Origin of the sequence: Bacillus sp. FSL W8-1143, from assembly GCF_037965155.1 — a bacterium.
Classification (GTDB): Bacteria; Bacillota; Bacilli; order Bacillales; family Bacillaceae; genus Bacillus; species Bacillus pumilus.
This window is the reverse complement of the sequence record NZ_CP150182.1, coordinates 1,827,421-1,844,558: the sequence shown is the minus strand read 5'-3', so window position 1 is coordinate 1,844,558 and position 17,138 is coordinate 1,827,421. Positions and strand designations below refer to the sequence as shown.

Annotated in this window: 14 protein-coding genes; 11 read left to right on the top strand and 3 right to left on the bottom strand. The window is 43.8% G+C overall.

Going from position 1 to position 17,138, the window contains the following annotated elements; translation table 11 throughout:
• The first annotated feature begins 61 nt into the window (after positions 1-61).
• Genes NSQ36_RS09170 through NSQ36_RS09135 form a run of 8 tightly spaced genes read left to right on the top strand, consistent with a single transcriptional unit; the run spans position 62 to position 9,665 of the window.
• Positions 62-1,204 carry an acyl-CoA dehydrogenase family protein gene (locus NSQ36_RS09170; RefSeq protein ID WP_251190445.1) on the top strand — a complete coding sequence of 381 codons (1,143 nt, stop codon included), beginning with the start codon at positions 62-64 and terminating at the stop codon, positions 1,202-1,204.
• A 42-nt stretch (positions 1,205-1,246) separates the two neighbouring features.
• Complete coding sequence (locus NSQ36_RS09165) at positions 1,247-2,884, top strand: AMP-binding protein (RefSeq protein ID WP_339207281.1); 1,638 nt, start codon at positions 1,247-1,249, stop codon at positions 2,882-2,884.
• Positions 2,885-2,892: 8 nt separating this feature from the next.
• Positions 2,893-4,242, top strand: a complete 1,350-nt coding sequence (locus tag NSQ36_RS09160; protein WP_050944833.1) for an acetyl-CoA carboxylase biotin carboxylase subunit — start codon at positions 2,893-2,895, stop codon at positions 4,240-4,242.
• Positions 4,239-4,454: an acetyl-CoA carboxylase biotin carboxyl carrier protein subunit gene (locus NSQ36_RS09155; RefSeq protein ID WP_050944834.1), complete on the top strand. Its 216-nt coding sequence runs from the start codon at positions 4,239-4,241 to the stop codon at positions 4,452-4,454. Before NSQ36_RS09160 ends, NSQ36_RS09155 begins: the two co-directional genes overlap by 4 nt.
• Before the next feature lie 11 nt (positions 4,455-4,465).
• The gene (locus tag NSQ36_RS09150; RefSeq protein WP_339207279.1) at positions 4,466-5,374 is read left to right on the top strand and encodes a hydroxymethylglutaryl-CoA lyase; all 909 of its coding nucleotides are present in this window, start codon (positions 4,466-4,468) and stop codon (positions 5,372-5,374) included.
• 14 nt (positions 5,375-5,388) lie between these two features.
• The gene (locus NSQ36_RS09145; protein ID WP_212046640.1) at positions 5,389-6,171 is read left to right on the top strand and encodes an enoyl-CoA hydratase; all 783 of its coding nucleotides are present in this window, start codon (positions 5,389-5,391) and stop codon (positions 6,169-6,171) included.
• Between the two features lie 18 nt (positions 6,172-6,189).
• Positions 6,190-7,713 (top strand): acyl-CoA carboxylase subunit beta, encoded by a 1,524-nt coding sequence (locus NSQ36_RS09140; protein WP_339207276.1) that lies wholly within the window; start codon positions 6,190-6,192, stop codon positions 7,711-7,713.
• A 14-nt stretch (positions 7,714-7,727) separates the two neighbouring features.
• Positions 7,728-9,665 (top strand): AMP-binding protein, encoded by a 1,938-nt coding sequence (locus NSQ36_RS09135; RefSeq protein ID WP_339207274.1) that lies wholly within the window; start codon positions 7,728-7,730, stop codon positions 9,663-9,665.
• Between the two features lie 94 nt (positions 9,666-9,759).
• On the opposite strand, the gene cysI is transcribed toward NSQ36_RS09135, so the two are convergent.
• Positions 9,760-11,478, bottom strand: a complete 1,719-nt coding sequence (gene cysI / locus NSQ36_RS09130) for an assimilatory sulfite reductase (NADPH) hemoprotein subunit (protein ID WP_339207272.1) — start codon at positions 11,476-11,478, stop codon at positions 9,760-9,762.
• A 37-nt stretch (positions 11,479-11,515) separates the two neighbouring features.
• Complete coding sequence (locus NSQ36_RS09125; RefSeq protein WP_339207270.1) at positions 11,516-13,336, bottom strand: assimilatory sulfite reductase (NADPH) flavoprotein subunit; 1,821 nt, start codon at positions 13,334-13,336, stop codon at positions 11,516-11,518.
• A 180-nt stretch (positions 13,337-13,516) separates the two neighbouring features.
• Here NSQ36_RS09125 and NSQ36_RS09120 point away from each other — a divergent pair, with 180 nt between their 5' ends.
• The gene (locus NSQ36_RS09120; RefSeq protein WP_339207268.1) at positions 13,517-14,191 is read left to right on the top strand and encodes a hypothetical protein; all 675 of its coding nucleotides are present in this window, start codon (positions 13,517-13,519) and stop codon (positions 14,189-14,191) included.
• Positions 14,192-14,370: 179 nt separating this feature from the next.
• Here NSQ36_RS09120 and NSQ36_RS09115 read toward each other — a convergent pair whose 3' ends face one another.
• Positions 14,371-15,798 (bottom strand): aldehyde dehydrogenase family protein, encoded by a 1,428-nt coding sequence (locus NSQ36_RS09115; protein WP_251190451.1) that lies wholly within the window; start codon positions 15,796-15,798, stop codon positions 14,371-14,373.
• A gap of 211 nt (positions 15,799-16,009) precedes the next feature.
• On the opposite strand from NSQ36_RS09115, the gene NSQ36_RS09110 reads away from it, so the two are divergent.
• Together NSQ36_RS09110 and NSQ36_RS09105 are read left to right on the top strand one after the other, a co-directional pair.
• Positions 16,010-16,435: a DMT family transporter gene (locus tag NSQ36_RS09110; RefSeq protein ID WP_012010174.1), complete on the top strand. Its 426-nt coding sequence runs from the start codon at positions 16,010-16,012 to the stop codon at positions 16,433-16,435.
• A gap of 13 nt (positions 16,436-16,448) precedes the next feature.
• Entirely contained in the window at positions 16,449-17,129 is a 681-nt protein-coding gene (locus tag NSQ36_RS09105) for a Crp/Fnr family transcriptional regulator (protein ID WP_003211382.1), read from the top strand.
• Positions 17,130-17,138 lie beyond the last annotated feature (9 nt).

Below are 17,138 nucleotides of genomic sequence, written 5' to 3'. Positions count from 1 at the left end.
TGGCATGAAGCAGCCACTTGATTAATAAATATGATAGAAAAGAGCCAAAGGGGGAAACATGATGGATTTTGAATTAACGAAAGAACAACAAATGATTCGGCAGATGGTCAAAGAATTCGCCAAGGAAGAAATTGCACCACTCGCTCAAACCATTGATGAACAGGCTATATTCCCAGCCCAAACTTTTCAAAAAATGGGGGAGCTCGGCTTGATGGGTATTCCTTTTCCAGAGAAATACGGAGGCTCAGGTGGAGATACAATCTCATATGCGCTCGCTGTAGAAGAAATCGGAAAACAGTGTGCCAGTACAGGTCTTAGCTATGCCGCGGCCGTTTCCTTAGGCGCAAGCCCGCTGTATTATTTCGGTACAGAGGAACAAAAAATGGATCACCTCGTCCCTCTGGCATCTGGAACAGCACTCGGTTCCTTCGGATTGACGGAACCAAATGCAGGATCAGATGCTAAAGGGACAAAAACAAAAGCGGTCAAAGACGGACAAGAATATGTGATTAGCGGGGAGAAATGCTGGATCACAAACGCCAATTTTGCCAGAACCATTATCGTTACCGCCGTATCGGATCACGATGAGCACGGCCGCCCGATCATTTCCGCCTTCATTGTAGAGAAAGGGCAAAAAGGGCTGACCATTACAAATCCATATGACAAAATGGGGGTGCGCGGTTCAGATACGGCTGAAATCATTTTAGACAACGTACGTGTACCAGCACATCATATATTAGGAGATCCAAACAAAGGCTTCAAGCAATTTTTATACACTTTAGACGGAGGACGCATATCCATTGCTGCCTTATCTGTTGGGATCGCACAAGCTGCACTAGATGCTTCTCTCTCCTATGCAAAGGAAAGAAAGCAATTTGGGCAGACCCTTTCTTCCTTTCAAGCCATTCAGTTTAAGCTGGCAGATATGGCGATGCAAATAGAACTCGCTAGACAAATGGTGTGGAAAGCCGCCTGGCTGAAAGATCATGGCAAGCCATTTACAAAAGAAGCTGCCTATGCCAAACTTTTCGCTTCAGAAATGGCGACAAAAGCAAGTCTTGATGCTGTCCAAATTCACGGAGGAACAGGCTATATGAAAGAGTGCGGGGTAGAACGGCTTGTGAGAGATGCCAAGCTCATGGAAATTGGAGAAGGCACCTCTGAAATTCAGCGTTTAGTCATCGCAAGACAATTGTTAGCTTAATTCTGTTATGAAAACGCTTACTATTGGTGGAGGAGGAAATTCATGATGTCGATTCATCCACAAACGATTGGCTCCCTATTAAAAGAGAAAAAGGAGCAGCACCCAGCACATGAAGCCATTGTGTATCCAGAACGTTCATTACGTTATTCATACGAAGCGTTTTTTAAAGAGGTCAAGGAAACAGGGAAAGGTCTTATGGCATTAGGCGTTCAAAAAGGAGATCATATCGCCATTATGGCACCCAATGTACCTGAATGGCTCATGCTGCAATTCGCCTGCGCTTCTATTGGAGCCGTTCTTGTCACCGTGAATACGAACTTTCAATCACAAGAACTCGCTTACTTACTAAAGCACTCTGATAGCAGCATGCTGTTTATCGTAGACGGGTTTAAAGAGACATCCTATGTCAGAATGCTTGAAGACCTCATCCCAGAGCTCCAAACAGCTCATCAGGGCGAGATCACTTCAACAGCATTTCCATATTTAAAAAGTGTCGTTTATATTGGCGAGCACACGCCAAAGGGCATGCGCAGCTGGGACAGTATTCAAGCTGCTGCCAAAAGAACGGGGGATGATGAATGGGAGAAACGAATGGAGGAGCTGACGCCTGATGACGTCATTAATATGCAATATACGTCAGGGACAACCGGCTACCCAAAAGGTGTCATGCTCAGCCATACAAACATCGTCTGCAATGCCAGTCAAATCGCAGATTGCATGAAGCTCACCCGTGAAGACCGCATGTGTATCCCCGTGCCGTTTTTTCATTGCTTTGGGTCTGTTCTTGGCGTACTTGCTTGTCTCGCAAAAGGTGGCACGATCATTCCAATTGAATCTTTCCACCCAGAGCGAGTCCTTCAAACAGTGGAAAAAGAGAAGTGCACGGTTCTTCACGGCGTCCCGACAATGTTCATCGCAGAGCTTGATCATCCGAATTTCCACAAGTACAATCTGTCCACATTACGCACCGGCATTATGGCAGGATCTCTCTGCCCATCCCATGTGATGAAAGCCGTCATTGAACAAATGGGTCTGAAGGAGCTCACGATTGCCTACGGCCAGACTGAAAGCTCACCTGTCATTACCCAAACAAGAACGGATGATTCATTTGAAAGGCGGGTTCAAACAGTCGGACGGGCGCTTCCTCACATCGAGGTAAAAATCACCGCCCCAGGTACCCCATATGAAGTACCAAGAGGAGAACAAGGCGAGCTGTGCACGAAAGGCTATCACGTGATGAAAGGCTACTATAAAAATGAAGAAGCCACAAATGAAGTCATTGATGAGGACGGGTGGCTTCATACAGGAGATTTAGCGGAGATGGATGAGGATGGCTATGTGAAAATCACAGGACGGCTAAAAGATATGATCATTAGAGGCGGGGAAAATGTTTATCCAAAAGAGATTGAAGACGTTCTTTACACGCATCCAGCCATTCTTGATGCACAGGTCGTCGGTATTCCTGACGAGACTTACGGAGAAGAAGCCGCCGCATTCATTCGGCTCAAACAAGGTCGCACGGTGACGATTGAGACATTAACCAGCTACTGTCAGTCACAAATGGCACGCTACAAAATTCCGAAATATTTTTTCATCACAGACGAGTATCCGATGACCGCCTCAGGGAAGATTCAAAAATTTCGTCTGAAAAAACAGGCACTTGATCTAATAAAGGAGTGAGGGCAGCGATGTTCAAAAAAGTATTGATCGCCAATCGAGGCGAAATTGCTCGTCGAATTATTCGGACTTGTAAAAGGCTCGGGATCAACACCGTGGCTGTTTATTCAGAGGCAGATCAGCATGCACTTCATGTGCAAGAAGCAGACAGCGCCTATCTTATTGGAGGTGCAAAAGTATCTGAAAGCTATTTAAACATGGAAGTGATCATCGAGGTAGCCAAGCAGACAAATACAGACGCCATCCACCCTGGGTATGGCCTTTTATCAGAAAATGCCGCCTTTGCAGAACGCTGCCGCAGCGAAGGAATCGCTTTTATTGGTCCATCTGCACAGGTCATTCAGCGCATGGGGAATAAAATTGAAGCGAGAAAAACGATGGATCATGCGGGAATCCCCATTGTACCTGGCGTTTCAGCACCTCTCCATGACGCAGAAGAAGGAGTCAGTAAAGCGCAGTCACTCGGTTATCCGATCATGCTCAAGGCATCAAGCGGAGGCGGAGGTATCGGCATGCAGCTTGTCCGAAATGATGAGGAGCTGCGTAAAGCTTTTGAGGGAAATCAAAAAAGAGCGCAAAGTTTTTTTAACGACGGGACGCTTTATATGGAAAAGGTCATTGAAGACGCGCGGCACATTGAAATCCAGGTCCTCTTTGATTCATTCGGCCACGGGGTTCACTTATTTGAGCGCGACTGTTCACTCCAGAGAAGACACCAGAAAATCATCGAAGAAGCACCAGCTGCCTGTCTCGATGAATCCGTAAGACAAGAGATGGGACGGGTGGCGGTGAAAGCAGCCAAAGCCATTGGCTATGAAAATGCAGGGACAATTGAATGTTTAGTCGATCAAAACCAACAATTTTACTTTTTAGAGATGAACACGAGATTACAAGTAGAGCACCCTGTCACAGAAGAAATTACAGGTATTGATCTTGTCGAGGAGCAACTGAAAATCGCTGCATCAGAGCCGCTTTCCTTCAATCAGGGGGACATTCATCAAATCGGGCATGCCATCGAGGTCAGAATCTATGCGGAGGATCCCGTCACCTTTTATCCGTCACCAGGAACAATCACTCGGCTATCTATACCAGAAGCTCCCTATATACGCCATGAATCAAGTGTGACAAGCGGGAGCGTCATTACCCCATATTACGATCCAATGATTGCGAAGATGGTCGTTTACGGTGATACACGAAAACTTGCAATAGAACGATTAAAACAGGCGTTACAAGCATATGAAATAGAAGGGATCAAAACCAACTTACCGCTTTTGAGGGAAATGGCTGAATCATCTACTTTCTTACATGGCAGCATCACAACCGATTTTCTCATGAAAAAAAGGGAGGGGAACCGTTCATGAAAACGGTCACGATACAAATGGCGGGAAACTTATGGAAGCTTCTTGTGAAACAAGGCGATGAAGTGCAAAAAGGGCAGGAGGTCGCTATCTTGGAATCAATGAAAATGGAGATTCCAATAGTGGCAGAAGAGGCAGGTGTCATCAGCAAAGTGTATAAAAGAGAGGGAGAATTTGTCGATGAAGGGGAGGTTCTTCTAGAGCTGACAGAATAGGGGGAAGCGAGATGGCATTACCAAAGCGTGTACTTATTAGGGAGGTTGGCCCGCGGGACGGATTGCAAAATGAATCCACTTGGCTGGACACAAGTGAGAAACAAAGATGGATTGAACTGCTCACAACAGCCCGGCTTCCTTATATTGAAGTCACCTCATTTGTTCATCCTAAATGGGTCCCAGCCTTAAAAGACGCCAAAGAGTTAGCCCAATCCTTACACAAAAGAGGCGACATCACCTATGCAGCACTCATTCCTAACGAAAAAGGCTTAGCTCACTTTTTTGAAGCAAATCTTGACACAGGCGCTATGTTTATCTCCTCGAGTGAAACACATAACAAAAAGAATATGAATCAATCCATCCACGAAACACTTCCTGTCATCAAACAAATGACAGCTGATTTAAAAGTAGCAGGAAAACAGACACGCGCATATATTTCCACCGTGTTTGGCTGTCCTTATGAACATCAAGTGTCGATGGATCAAGTGTTGCGGTTAACGGATATGCTGCTTTCTTATGGCATTGATGAAATATCACTCGGCGACACCATTGGAGAAGCCCATCCGCTTCAAGTAGAAAGACGCTTAGACATTTTACTTGAACGTTTTCCTGCTGATAAAATCGCTCTTCATTTTCATGATACGAAAGGGATGGGTCTTGCCAATATTTATACGGCATTAAAAGCTGGAATCACCACATTTGACGCCTCTAGCGGCGGGCTAGGCGGCTGTCCATATGCGCCTGGCTCTAGTGGAAATGTCGCGACAGAAGATGTCGTGCATATGCTTCAAAAACTAGGAATTGAAACCAATATCGATTTTCCAGCATTGATAAAAGCGGCAGAATGGATCGAATCAAAAGTAAATCGAACCTTGCCTAGTCATTGTTTACGCGCTTTTCACTCTCATACTACTTCATAAAGGATGAATGTGACATGACATCATTGGTCAATTTTACGATACAAGATGAACAGATTGGAATCATGACCTTAAACAGACCAGCACAAGCAAATTCCCTATCTGCTGCGATGCTTGAGGAGATCAATCAACTCATTCAAGAAATCAAACATGATGAAAGCATCCGCTGCCTGCTCATGACAGGAGCTGGTTCTAACGTTTTTTGCGCAGGTGCTGATTTAAAAGAGCGACGATTGATGACAGAAGAAGAAGCAAAAGCGGCAGTTCTGTCAATTCAGCAAACCTTTACAGAAATTGAATCCCTTCCTGTACCTGTCATTGCCGTCATGAATGGACACGCACTTGGCGGAGGACTTGAGCTCGCACTGGCTTGTGATATTCGCATCGCACGAGCCGGAGCAAGACTCGGTCTGCCAGAAACAGGACTAGCTATCATACCAGGGGCAGGAGGGACGCAGCGGCTTCCTCGTCTCATTGGACTCGGTAAAGCAAAAGAACTCATTTTCACAGGTGCTTCATTACAAGCTGAAGAAGCCATTCAAATTGGACTAATTGAGCACCTCTCTTTAGCAGATTCCCTTATGAATGACGCCATTTCTCTCGCAAAACAAATCGCCAAAAACGGCCCAATTGCTTTAAAAGAAGCGAAACGAGCGATTCAAATGAGTCTTGATCACGATCTGCGTACAGGTTTGATGAAGGAATACGAAGCCTATGTACGGCTCATTGATACAGAAGATCGAATGGAGGGTCTTCAAGCTTTCCAAGAAAAACGAACGCCTCAATACAGAGGCAACTAGCAAGAAAGGGGAATGGGTATGATTGAAGAATATGAAGTGAAAAAACAGCGGATTGTCAAAGGAGGAGCTGAACGATACCATCAAAAAAACAAAGAAAAAGGAAAATTGTTCGTCCGTGACCGGCTCCAGTTGTTATTAGATCAGGATTCGTTCATTGAGGATGCGATGTTTGCCGAGTGTAAAGATGAGCATTTACCAGCAGATGGTGTTGTTACAGGGACGGGGCGGATGAATGGGCAAACCGTATGCGTTATGGCAAATGATTCTACTGTCAAAGCTGGATCATGGGGCGTCAAAACGGTCGAAAAAATCATCAGAATCCAAGAAACAGCAGAAAAGCTCAACTGCCCAATGCTGTATTTAGTCGACTCTGCGGGTGCTAGAATCACCGATCAAATTGCGATGTTTCCAGGCAGAAGAGGAGCGGGACGCATTTTTTATAACCAAGTGAAGCTGTCTGGACGTATCCCGCAAGTTTGTTTACTATTTGGTCCTTCTGCGGCAGGAGGTGCTTATATTCCTGCTTTTTGTGACATCGTTGTGATGGTCGAAGGGAATGCCTCGATGTATTTAGGCTCTCCGAGAATGGCCGAAATGGTGATTGGAGAAAAAGTAACACTTGAAGAAATGGGCGGGGCAAACATGCACTGCAGCATATCAGGATGTGGTGATATTTTAGCCAAAACCGAGGAAGAAGCCATTCAAATCGCTCTCGACTATTTAACCTACATGCCTGCCAACTATACAGAAAAACCAAAACTGGCAGCCGCAAAAGCACCTAAAGCATCTGAGAGGACCATCCAAGACCTTATTCCTAAAGGGCAGAATACCCCTTTTGATATGTATCAGCTCATTGATTTACTCATTGATGAAGGATCATTTTTTGAAATCAAAAAACTGTTTGCCGCAGAGCTGATCACAGGCTTTGGCCGCATGAACGGGCAGCCTGTCGGTCTTATTGCCAACCAGCCGAGGGTAAAAGGCGGGGTGCTGTTCCATGACTCAGCTGACAAAGCTGCCAAGTTTATTCAGCTATGTGACGCCTTTCATATCCCGCTCCTTTTCCTTGCGGATATACCGGGATTTATGATCGGAACAAAAGTGGAACAAGCTGGCATTATTAGGCACGGGGCGAAAATGATCTCCGCTATGTCAGAGGCAACCGTTCCGAAAATATCGGTCATTGTGCGTAAAGCATACGGTGCAGGTTTATATGCAATGGCAGGACCAGCGTTTGAACCAGACTGCTGTCTTGCTCTTCCATCAGCGCAAATTGCTGTCATGGGGCCAGAAGCGGCTGTAAATGCTGTCTATGCAAATAAGATTGCCGAATTGCCTGCTGAAGAGAGAGCTGCATTTATCCAAGAGAAACGCAAGGAATATCAAGAAGATATGAATATATATGAGCTTGCATCTGAAATGATTGTCGACGGTGTCATCCCGTTCGACCACCTGCGAGATGAGCTTTGTCATCGATTACAAGCCTATTCCTCAAAAGAGATGACATTTACAAGACGAAAACATCCGGTCTATCCGGTCTAAAGGGGGGCATCCTCATGATGAACCTGAAACCAGTGTGGAAACCGGAAGAGCAAATGATCAAACAGACACGTCTTTACCAATGGATGCACTCGCTTGGTTTTTCTACTTATGATGCATTCTACAAAGCTAGTATCGAGCGTACCGATTGGTTTTGGAGAGAAGCTGAAAAGGCGGTCGGTATCAAGTGGAAGATGCCGTATGAAGCCGCATTAGGTCAAGATTCACTCATGTGGCCAAACTGGTATAAAGGCGGCCAACTCAACATAACCGAAACGGCCGTGGACAAATGGGCAGAGAACGAAGAAGCGCAGCATCAGCCAGCCGTGATTTGGAAAAACGAAATGGGCGAAGAGAGTAGATGGACGTATCTCGATCTTCAGGAAAAGGTGAATCGCCTCGCTGCTGGCTTTTTGAAGAATGGGCTTCAAAAAGGAGATGTGGCAGTCATTTATATGCCGATGCTTCCTGAAACGGTCGCTGTCATGCTAGCCTTTGCAAAAATTGGCGTTATCTTTAGCCCCGTCTTCTCTGGATATGGAAGCGAGCCTCTTGCCGTACGTATTCGTGCGTCAGGTGCAGCCATTGTCGTTACAGGCTCAGGCATGACGCGCCGCGGGAAGAAGATCAATATGCGGGAATGTGCAGCAGAAGCCATAGGCAAAACCACGACCGTCAAAACCGTCATTGTACACACCTCCTCTGATACTGAATATGAAGGAGATATCAGGCTAAATGATTTGTTAAAAGAAAATCCGATAAGTGAAACGACCTATCTCTCAAATGAAGAGCCTCTCATGATCTTATACACTTCTGGAACGACTGGTACGCCAAAAGGAGCGGTTCATACACACGCAGGATTCCCTGTAAAAGCAGCTTTTGATGCCGGTCTTTGTATGGACGTTGCAAAAGGAGACCGCTTGTTTTGGCTCACAGATATGGGCTGGATGATGGGGCCATTTCTCGTCTTTGGCGGCTTGATCAATGGAGCTGCGATTGTTTTATATGACGGCGCACCCGATTATCCAGATGGACAGCACCTCTGGTCATTCATTCACGAGCAAAAGATCACCCACTTTGGCCTTTCACCTACGTTTGTTCGATCCGCGATGCAGCAAAATCTTGCAGGTATAAAGCTGCCGCATGTCAAAGCCATCATATCTACAGGTGAGCCATGGAATGAAGCACCATGGCAATGGCTTTTTGACAGTATTGGTCATAAGCATATTCCAATTCTCAACTATTCGGGAGGAACAGAAGTCTCAGGCGGAATTGTAGGAAGTACGCTGCTTCGCCCAATTAAACCAGTCCTTTTTAATGCGGTGATTTTAGGAATGGCAGCTGATGTATATAATGAAGCAGGTGAGAGCGTCATAAATGAAGTAGGAGAGCTCGTTGTGAAAAAGCCATGGGTTGGCATGACATGTGGGTTTTGGAAAGATCCTAAGCGTTATGAAGACACGTATTTCAAACGATTTGATGGGGTGTGGACACATGGGGATTGGGTGGTGCAATCAGAGGATGGCACGTTTCATATCACTGGCAGGTCGGATGATGTCATTAATACAGCAGGAAAACGTGTCGGTCCAGCAGAAATTGAATCCATTCTTGTCGGACACCCAGCTGTACACGAGGCCGCTGTGATTGGGGTAAAGGATGAGGTGAAGGGGGAGGCACTCGTGTGCTTCATCGTGAGCAGCCCGCAGTCTTGTGACGAATCAAAACTGATTCAAGAGCTCAAAACTCATGTTGGTTCATTTGCGGGAAAAGCGCTCACGCCAAAGGAAATTCATCTTATTTCAGCTTTACCGAAAACAAGAAACGGAAAAATCGTCCGGCGTTTATTAAAAGGAGCTTATGAACAGCAGCCTCCACCAGATCTTTCTTCTTTAGACAATCCTCATGTGTACAAAAGCATTTGCGAGTACTTGAAACGGAAACAGAACAGCGTGTAAACAAGAGCCATCGCATCGGTGTTGAGGTCTGCGTGCCGGTACTCGTTCTTCCTTCCTAGGGATGAAAAAAGACAGGAGAGTGTCCTGTCTTTTTCTATTGCACATGAAAATTCGTGCCATCTGTTGTTTCTTTGACAATCTCTGCCCGAACAACAAAATCACCGAAATGTTCTCGGTCTTCTCGTTCTTTTGCATAGCGGGGGAGAAGAGAGCCAAGCTCGTTTAAAATCTCTTCCTCACCAACATTTTCACGGTACAGCTTACTTAATCTGCTACCATCAAACGCAGCGCCAAGATACATGTTGTATTTGCCAGGTGATTTGCCGATAAAACCAATTTCACCTAGCGCATGGCGGGCACAGCCATTTGGACAACCAGTCATACGAATCGTGATTTCTTTATCACTTAAGCCGTTTTCTTCAACAATCTCTTCAATTTTGTCAATCAAGCGCGGGAGGTAGCGTTCTGCTTCTGCCATTGCTAAGCCGCATGTTGGAAGAGAAACACAGGCCATTGAACTGCGGCGGAGTGCAGAGTGCTGCTGACCAGCTGATAAACCGAACTCCTGTATGAGCTGCTCGATTTGTTTCTTTTTATGAGAAGTGACATTTCCAATGATCAAATTTTGATTCGCTGTTAAGCGGAAGTCACCCGTATGAATTTTTGCGATTTCACGAATGCCTGTCATCAGCGGATAATCATCATAATCTGTGATACGTCCGCCTTCTACAAACATCGTATAATGCCATCTGCCATTGATGCCTTTTACCCAGCCATAGCGGTCCCCATTATGATCAAAGTGATAATCTCTTGCGCCTAAAAGGGCAAACCCGAGGCGGCGCTCCAGCTCTTCTTTTACATTCTCAAGACCAAGGCGGTCCACTGTATATTTAAAGCGGGCATTTTTTCGCACGGAACGGTTTCCGTAGTCACGCTGAATAGTAATCACTTGTTTCGCAATCTCTACAACTTGTTCCGGTGTACAAAAGCCAATTACTTTTGCAAGCTGAGGATAGGTCGCTGTATCACCATGAGTCATACCCATTCCGCCGCCAATTGCGACATTAAAGCCGATTAATTGCTCATTTTCGATGATCGCAATGAAGCCTAAATCCTGCGAAAAGACATCAATATCATTAGCAGGAGGGACCGCCACACCAATTTTGAATTTCCTTGGTAAATAAAGCGGGCCATACATCGGTTCAACTTCTGTATCTGGCGTTGCCGCAACCTTTTCCTCATCAAGCCAAATTTCGTGATACGCTCTTGTTTGCGGAAGCAGGTCATCACTTAATTTTTTCGCCAGCTCGTATACATCATGGTGCACTTCTGATTGATAGGGGTTTGATGTACACATGACATTCCGGTTCACGTCGCCGCAAGCAGCAATTGTATCAAGCATAGTAGAATGAATGTCTTGAATGGTTTTTTTCATATTCCATTTTAAAATACCGTGAAGCTGAAAGGTTTCACGAGTAGTCAGCTTTAACGTACCGTTTCCGTATGTGTGAGCAAGCTCATCCATCACTAGCCACTGCTTAGATGTGGCGATTCCGCCAGGCAGGCGTACGCGCAGCATAAATTGATAGGCAGGCTCAAGTTTTTGTTTCTGCCGTTCATTTCTGAGGTCCCGATCATCCTGTAAATAACTGCCGTGATGTTTCATCAGGCGGTTGTCATCATCAGGAATTCCCGCTGAAATCGGATCAAGCATTACTTCTTTTAACGTACCCCGTAAATAATCACTTTTTTCTTTGATTTCTTCTACGTCGCTCGGAGGTCCATCCGGCGCTGTTAATGCTGTCTTCACCATGTAAGTAAAAGCTCCTTTCTTTCAAGCATCAAGTCCATTAATATACGTCGCGCTGATAGCGTTTTTGCTGCTGCAAGTTAGCTAGATAGCTTTCTGCTTTCTCTTTGCTCATCGCTCCTTCTTCTTGGATAATCGATAGAAGGGTACGATGCACATCATGCGCCATATGCTTTTCATCTCCGCAAACATATACATACGCACCTTGCTCCAGCCATTCGAATAATTCTTTACTTTGTTTCCTCATTTGATGCTGAACATATACTTTTTCCTCTGAATCTCTTGAAAAAGCCACATCCATTTTCGTTAAGACGCCATCTTTTAACCACTTTTGCCATTCGGTTTGATATAAGAAGTCCGTCACAAAGTGCTGATCGCCGAAGAATAACCACGACTTTCCGCTTGCACCGATTTCTTCTCGTTCCTGCATAAACGAACGGAAAGGGGCGATACCTGTGCCTGGTCCCACCATAATGATCGGTGCATCAGGGTTTTCAGGAAGCTTAAAGTTTTGATTGTGCTGAATATAAACAGGCAGCGTATCACCTGGCTCTAAGCGCTCTGCACATAGAATGGAGCAGACACCTTGACGTTCTCTTCCGTGCGCATCATATCTCACAGCACCGATCGTCAAGTGAACTTCTTCTTCATTCGCTTTCAGACTGCTTGCAATCGAATAAAGGCGGGCAGGAATTTTTCTTAAAATCGCAGTGAAGTCTGCGGCTGTTCCTTCAAAAGGACCGAAGTCGCGCGCAGCATCGACTAAATCTCTTCCTGCTAAATACGCTTTTAACTTTTCTTCATTTCCTTCTTTTAAAAGGGCATGGAGGGCTTCATTTTTCGTCAAGTCCGTCAACTTTTGAAGAAGGGGTTTTGTTAATACTGTAATCTCAAAATGTGAGGTAAGTGCTTCTTTTAAAGGAAGAGTGTCACCGTTTTTATGAACAGTTACGGCTTCTTCCACGCTCCATCCACATGTCGTGATCAGTTCATCAACAAGCGCAGGATCATTTGTTGGATAAATCCCAAGGCTGTCACCCGGTTCATACACAAGTCCTGATCCTTCTAATGAAAGCTCCAAATGGCGGGTTTCTTTGTTCGAGCCGCGGCCATTTAGGTTGATATTTTCAAGAACTTCCGCATAAAAAGGATTCGTTCTTGAGTATTCAGTAGCTGCTGTTTGGTTGCTCTCTCCTGCTGATTCTTGCGGGAATGCTGCGGCTTCACCTTCGCTAAGTGACGATGTCACCCCTTGAAGCCATTCAGAAAACGGCTCATCATAATCAAGGTCACAATCCACTCGATCTGTCAGGCGCGTTCCGCCAAGCTCTTTGAAGCGCTCATCAAATTCTTTTCCAGTCTGACAGAAGAATTCGTAGGAGCTGTCACCAAGCGATAGAACAGAAAAGCTTAAATGATCGAGCTTTGGCGCACGTCTACCATGGACATATTCATGGAAAGAAAGGGCATTGTCAGGCGGATCTCCCTCGCCATGTGTGCTGACGATCAACAGTAAATTGTGTATTTTTTTCAGATTATTTGGTTTAAAATCTGACATAGAAGAGAGCGTCACTTGAAAGCCTTTCTCTTCAAGATGCTGTGCTGTCTTTTTCGCTAACCCTTCGGAATTACCTGTTTGCGACCCGTAAAGCACGGTCACATCTTTACTGACAGGCTGCGCAGGTGCTGCGGCAGAAGGAGATAGGGCTTGAGTAGCTGTTTCTGATCCGGCTAGCGCAGCTTGTGCTGATAAATAACCGGTAAGCCAAATTTTTTGTTGATCTGTTAAAGTCGGAAGCAGCTGATTAAGCAAGTCTGCCTGCTGCTGACTAAAAGGACTGTTCAATACATGAAGTTGCAACGATATCCACCTCACAAGGAATATAAACATAGATTAATTCGATAGGAATTATATATATAGGTTCAATTTGAACTTTACCGAAAGTTTGCCATTAAGTAAAATATATAATATTGATTGTCATGATTAAGATTTCTAATAGCTGTGCATGGTGAAATGAATATGTTTAGTCAAGGAGGTAATATGAGTATTATTAGAGATTTAGAAGATCCAAAAGTTAAGTTTAAATTAGCAAAGAATGTGTCAATCCATAGAAAGGAATTAGAAAAATTAAATCTGAGTCAAGTTTCTGATTTGCGAATTTATGCGAAAGATAAATACGAAAGAGCTGCCAACTTTTCTACAAAAGCTTCAATTATTACAATAACAATTGTGCCAATATTTTTATTTTTGAACTCTTACTTTAATTCATATTTTAACTTTGGATTAAATTTCATTTCTACAAAATACAATTCTAACGATCCGAAATTACTTGATAGCTCACATGAGCAGCAGAATGATTTTGATAAACTTTCATTCAGTATATTTGATACTTATTTATATTTTGCTTCAAGTATTTTAATAATTGTTTTTATTGTTCTTCTCATTAGAAGATTTGATGTTTCCAAAACAAATAAACTTTTCAATTTAATTGATGAAATATATGTAATGAAATTAAAACGAGAGGAAAAATTCCAAGAGGATTATAAACAATTGCAAAAGATAAGAGCTGTAAATTGGAAAATAATCTCTTTTGGTTATTATTCTGATCGTTTAGAGATTTTGATGAAATCTCCAAATCTAAAAGAAGCTGAATTTTTTATGTTCTATGAATTAGATCATATTAAAGAAGTTGAAGTAATCTTGGGAATTAGTTAAAAATTAAATTCTCGATTATTCATCAAATAAAACTCTTCTTATTAATAAGTATTATCATGATCTAATCATTATGGATAAGAATAAATAGGAGAGTATGAGATGTTCTTAAAATTCGAACTGGGTTCTTATTGTTAAATAAAGAAAGGAGAAAAACCTTAAGGTTTTTCTCCTTTCTTAAATTACGCCGTTGGAAGTCCCATCACTGCTTTCACTTCTAAATATTCCTCGATGCCGAAGTCTCCCCATTCTCTTCCGATACCTGATTGCTTGAAGCCGCCAAATGGGGCAAAGTAATCTGTTTCGGCATTGTTAATGGTGATTTGGCCAGCACGAATATGTTCAGCGACATATTTTAATGTTTTTTCATCTTTTCCAACAACATACCCAGCAAGGCCATACACTGTATCATTGGCGATCTCAAGGGCATGATCCAGGTCCTGATACGTGATAACACTCATGACTGGTCCAAAGATTTCTTCTTGTGCAATGGTCATATCATTTTTTACATTGGTGAAAATGGTATGCTTGGCGAAATATCCTTTATCGATTCCGTCTGGCTTTCCAGTTCCCCCTGCAAGAAGGGTAGCACCTTCTTCGATTCCTTTTTCAATATAAGATTGCACGGTATCCCATTGCTTTTTAGATACAAGCGGGCCTGTAGCGTGATCTTCTCTCGGATCACCCACTGTAAACTTCGGCAGGGCGTTCAGCAGCGCTTTTTCAAACTTGTCTTTCATTGATTCTGGAATAAGCACACGCGTAGCTGCAGAACACACTTGACCTGTATTCATCGCAATATGATGAACAGCGGTTTCTGCTGCTACATCCACATCTGCATCATCTAAGACGATAAGAGGGGATTTCCCGCCAAGCTCAAGAGCCACTTTCTTCACATTGTCCGCCGCGTTTTCCATAATTTTAGAGCCGACGGCACCTGATCCGGTAAATGAAACAAAGTCAATATCAGGATGTGAGCTAATGCCGTCACCAATCACGTCACCCGTTCCGTTTACTAAGTTGAAGACTCCTTTCGGTACACCAGCTTCATCCATAATTTCTGCAAGAATCATCGCAGCAAATGGTGTAATTTCCGCTGGCTTTAAGACAACTGGTGAGCCTGCCGCAATGGCACCTGCGATTTTAAGAGATGTCTGATTCGTTGGGAAGTTCCACGGTGTAATCAATCCGCTGACGCCAATCGCTTCTTTTATAATGGTATGTCCGCCGCGGTCCTCTGTAAATGTATAAGATTTAAGTGCTTCCGCTGCTTTAGAAAAATGTTCATAGCCCATTTTGTAATGAACTTCTTCGGATACTTTTAGCGGTGCACCGAGCTCTTGTGTCATCACTTCTACAAGTTCATCTTTGCGTTTTTCGTAGCCGCGCACAATGTTTTCCAGCATCTTCACTCGGTCATTTCGAGATGTTTTGGAGAAAGAAGGGAAGGCGGCACGAGCTGCTTTCACTGCCTTATCTAAATCTTCTTTTGTTCCTAAGCTAATGGTGCCAATGACTTCCTCTGTCGCAGGGTTGATGACCTCTGTCGTTTCGTTTCCTGTTGATGCAATCCATTCTCCGTTAATAAAATGTTTCTCTTGATTTCTCATTCTGACATGTCTCCTTTTTGTATATGATTCATTCAATATTCTGTTTTCAGCTGATATAAAACTGTACCCACTGTGAAAAATCTAAAACGAACAAACTGCAAAAGAAAAAGTTTCTGATATAATACGCAAAGTGGGACATATGTCCTTTTCAACCGGCAGGCATGTATCATTTAATGGAACTAGACTGAAAAAAGAAGGAGCTTTTGAACGAATGAAAGGTGTTATTTTCGCTTTATTAGGAGGCGCTTGTATTACACTACAAGGCGTAGCCAACGCAAGAATTAGCCAGGATATCGGCACATGGCAGGCAGCCACCATCACGCAGCTGACCGGCTTTATCATCTCGCTCGTCATTTTACTCATCGTACGAGACGGACACTTTAGGGAATATCGAAAGGTGCAGCCACTTTATTTAATAGGCGGCGCATTTGCAGCGATTATTATTTTTAATGAAGTCACCGCGATTCAAATAATCGGTGTGACACTCACTATCGCAGCTTTATTGATTGCACAGCTTGCTTTTACCTTTGCAATCGATGCAAAAGGATGGTTTGGTGTTCAGAAAAAGAAAATGAAATGGCCACATTACGCAGGAATTTTATTGATGGTCACAGGCGTGATCATTTTAAAACTATAAAGGAGGGCGTCAGATGGAGGAGCTTCAAGATGAATCTCTTTTTGCCTCATATATGAAGGCACATCAATTAGAAAGTGTCTTTCATCAAAAGCTCATATCACACGTAAGTTTGTGGCGCTATGAGCAAGGGGAGCTCGTTTGTTCAAAAGGGGATAAGAGGGAGTACCTGTACTTGTTAGTGAAAGGAAAATTAAAGATTTTCACGACAACAAAAGAAGGGAAAACCTTTATTCTTAGCTTTAAACATCCCCTTGAAGCGATTGGAGATATCGAATACGTTCAGCAGACGGACATGGTCAATACAGTCGAAGCGGTCACAGAAGTACATATGTTAAGGGTTTCTCATCAAGCGCTCATGCGCCATGCGAAGGATGACCCGCGCATGCTAACCTTTCTGCTAAAAGGGATCACAAACAAATTTTATACAAAATCAAACGATTTGAGTTTCCACCTGTTATATCCTGTGGAGGTCAGGCTCGCAAGCTACTTATTGTCTGTTGTCACAGATGACGACAGCGCGAGCGCCCTTCGTCTCACTGATGCGGCAAGCTTAATCGGTACGAGCTACCGTCATATTAACCGAGTCATTCAGCAATTCTGTGAAAAAGGGCTGATAGAAAGGCAGAGAGGAAAGATTACGATTTGTGATCGCAAAGGGCTCCTAGAAATAGCCGAGCACAACATTTATGAATAGAGGAAATGA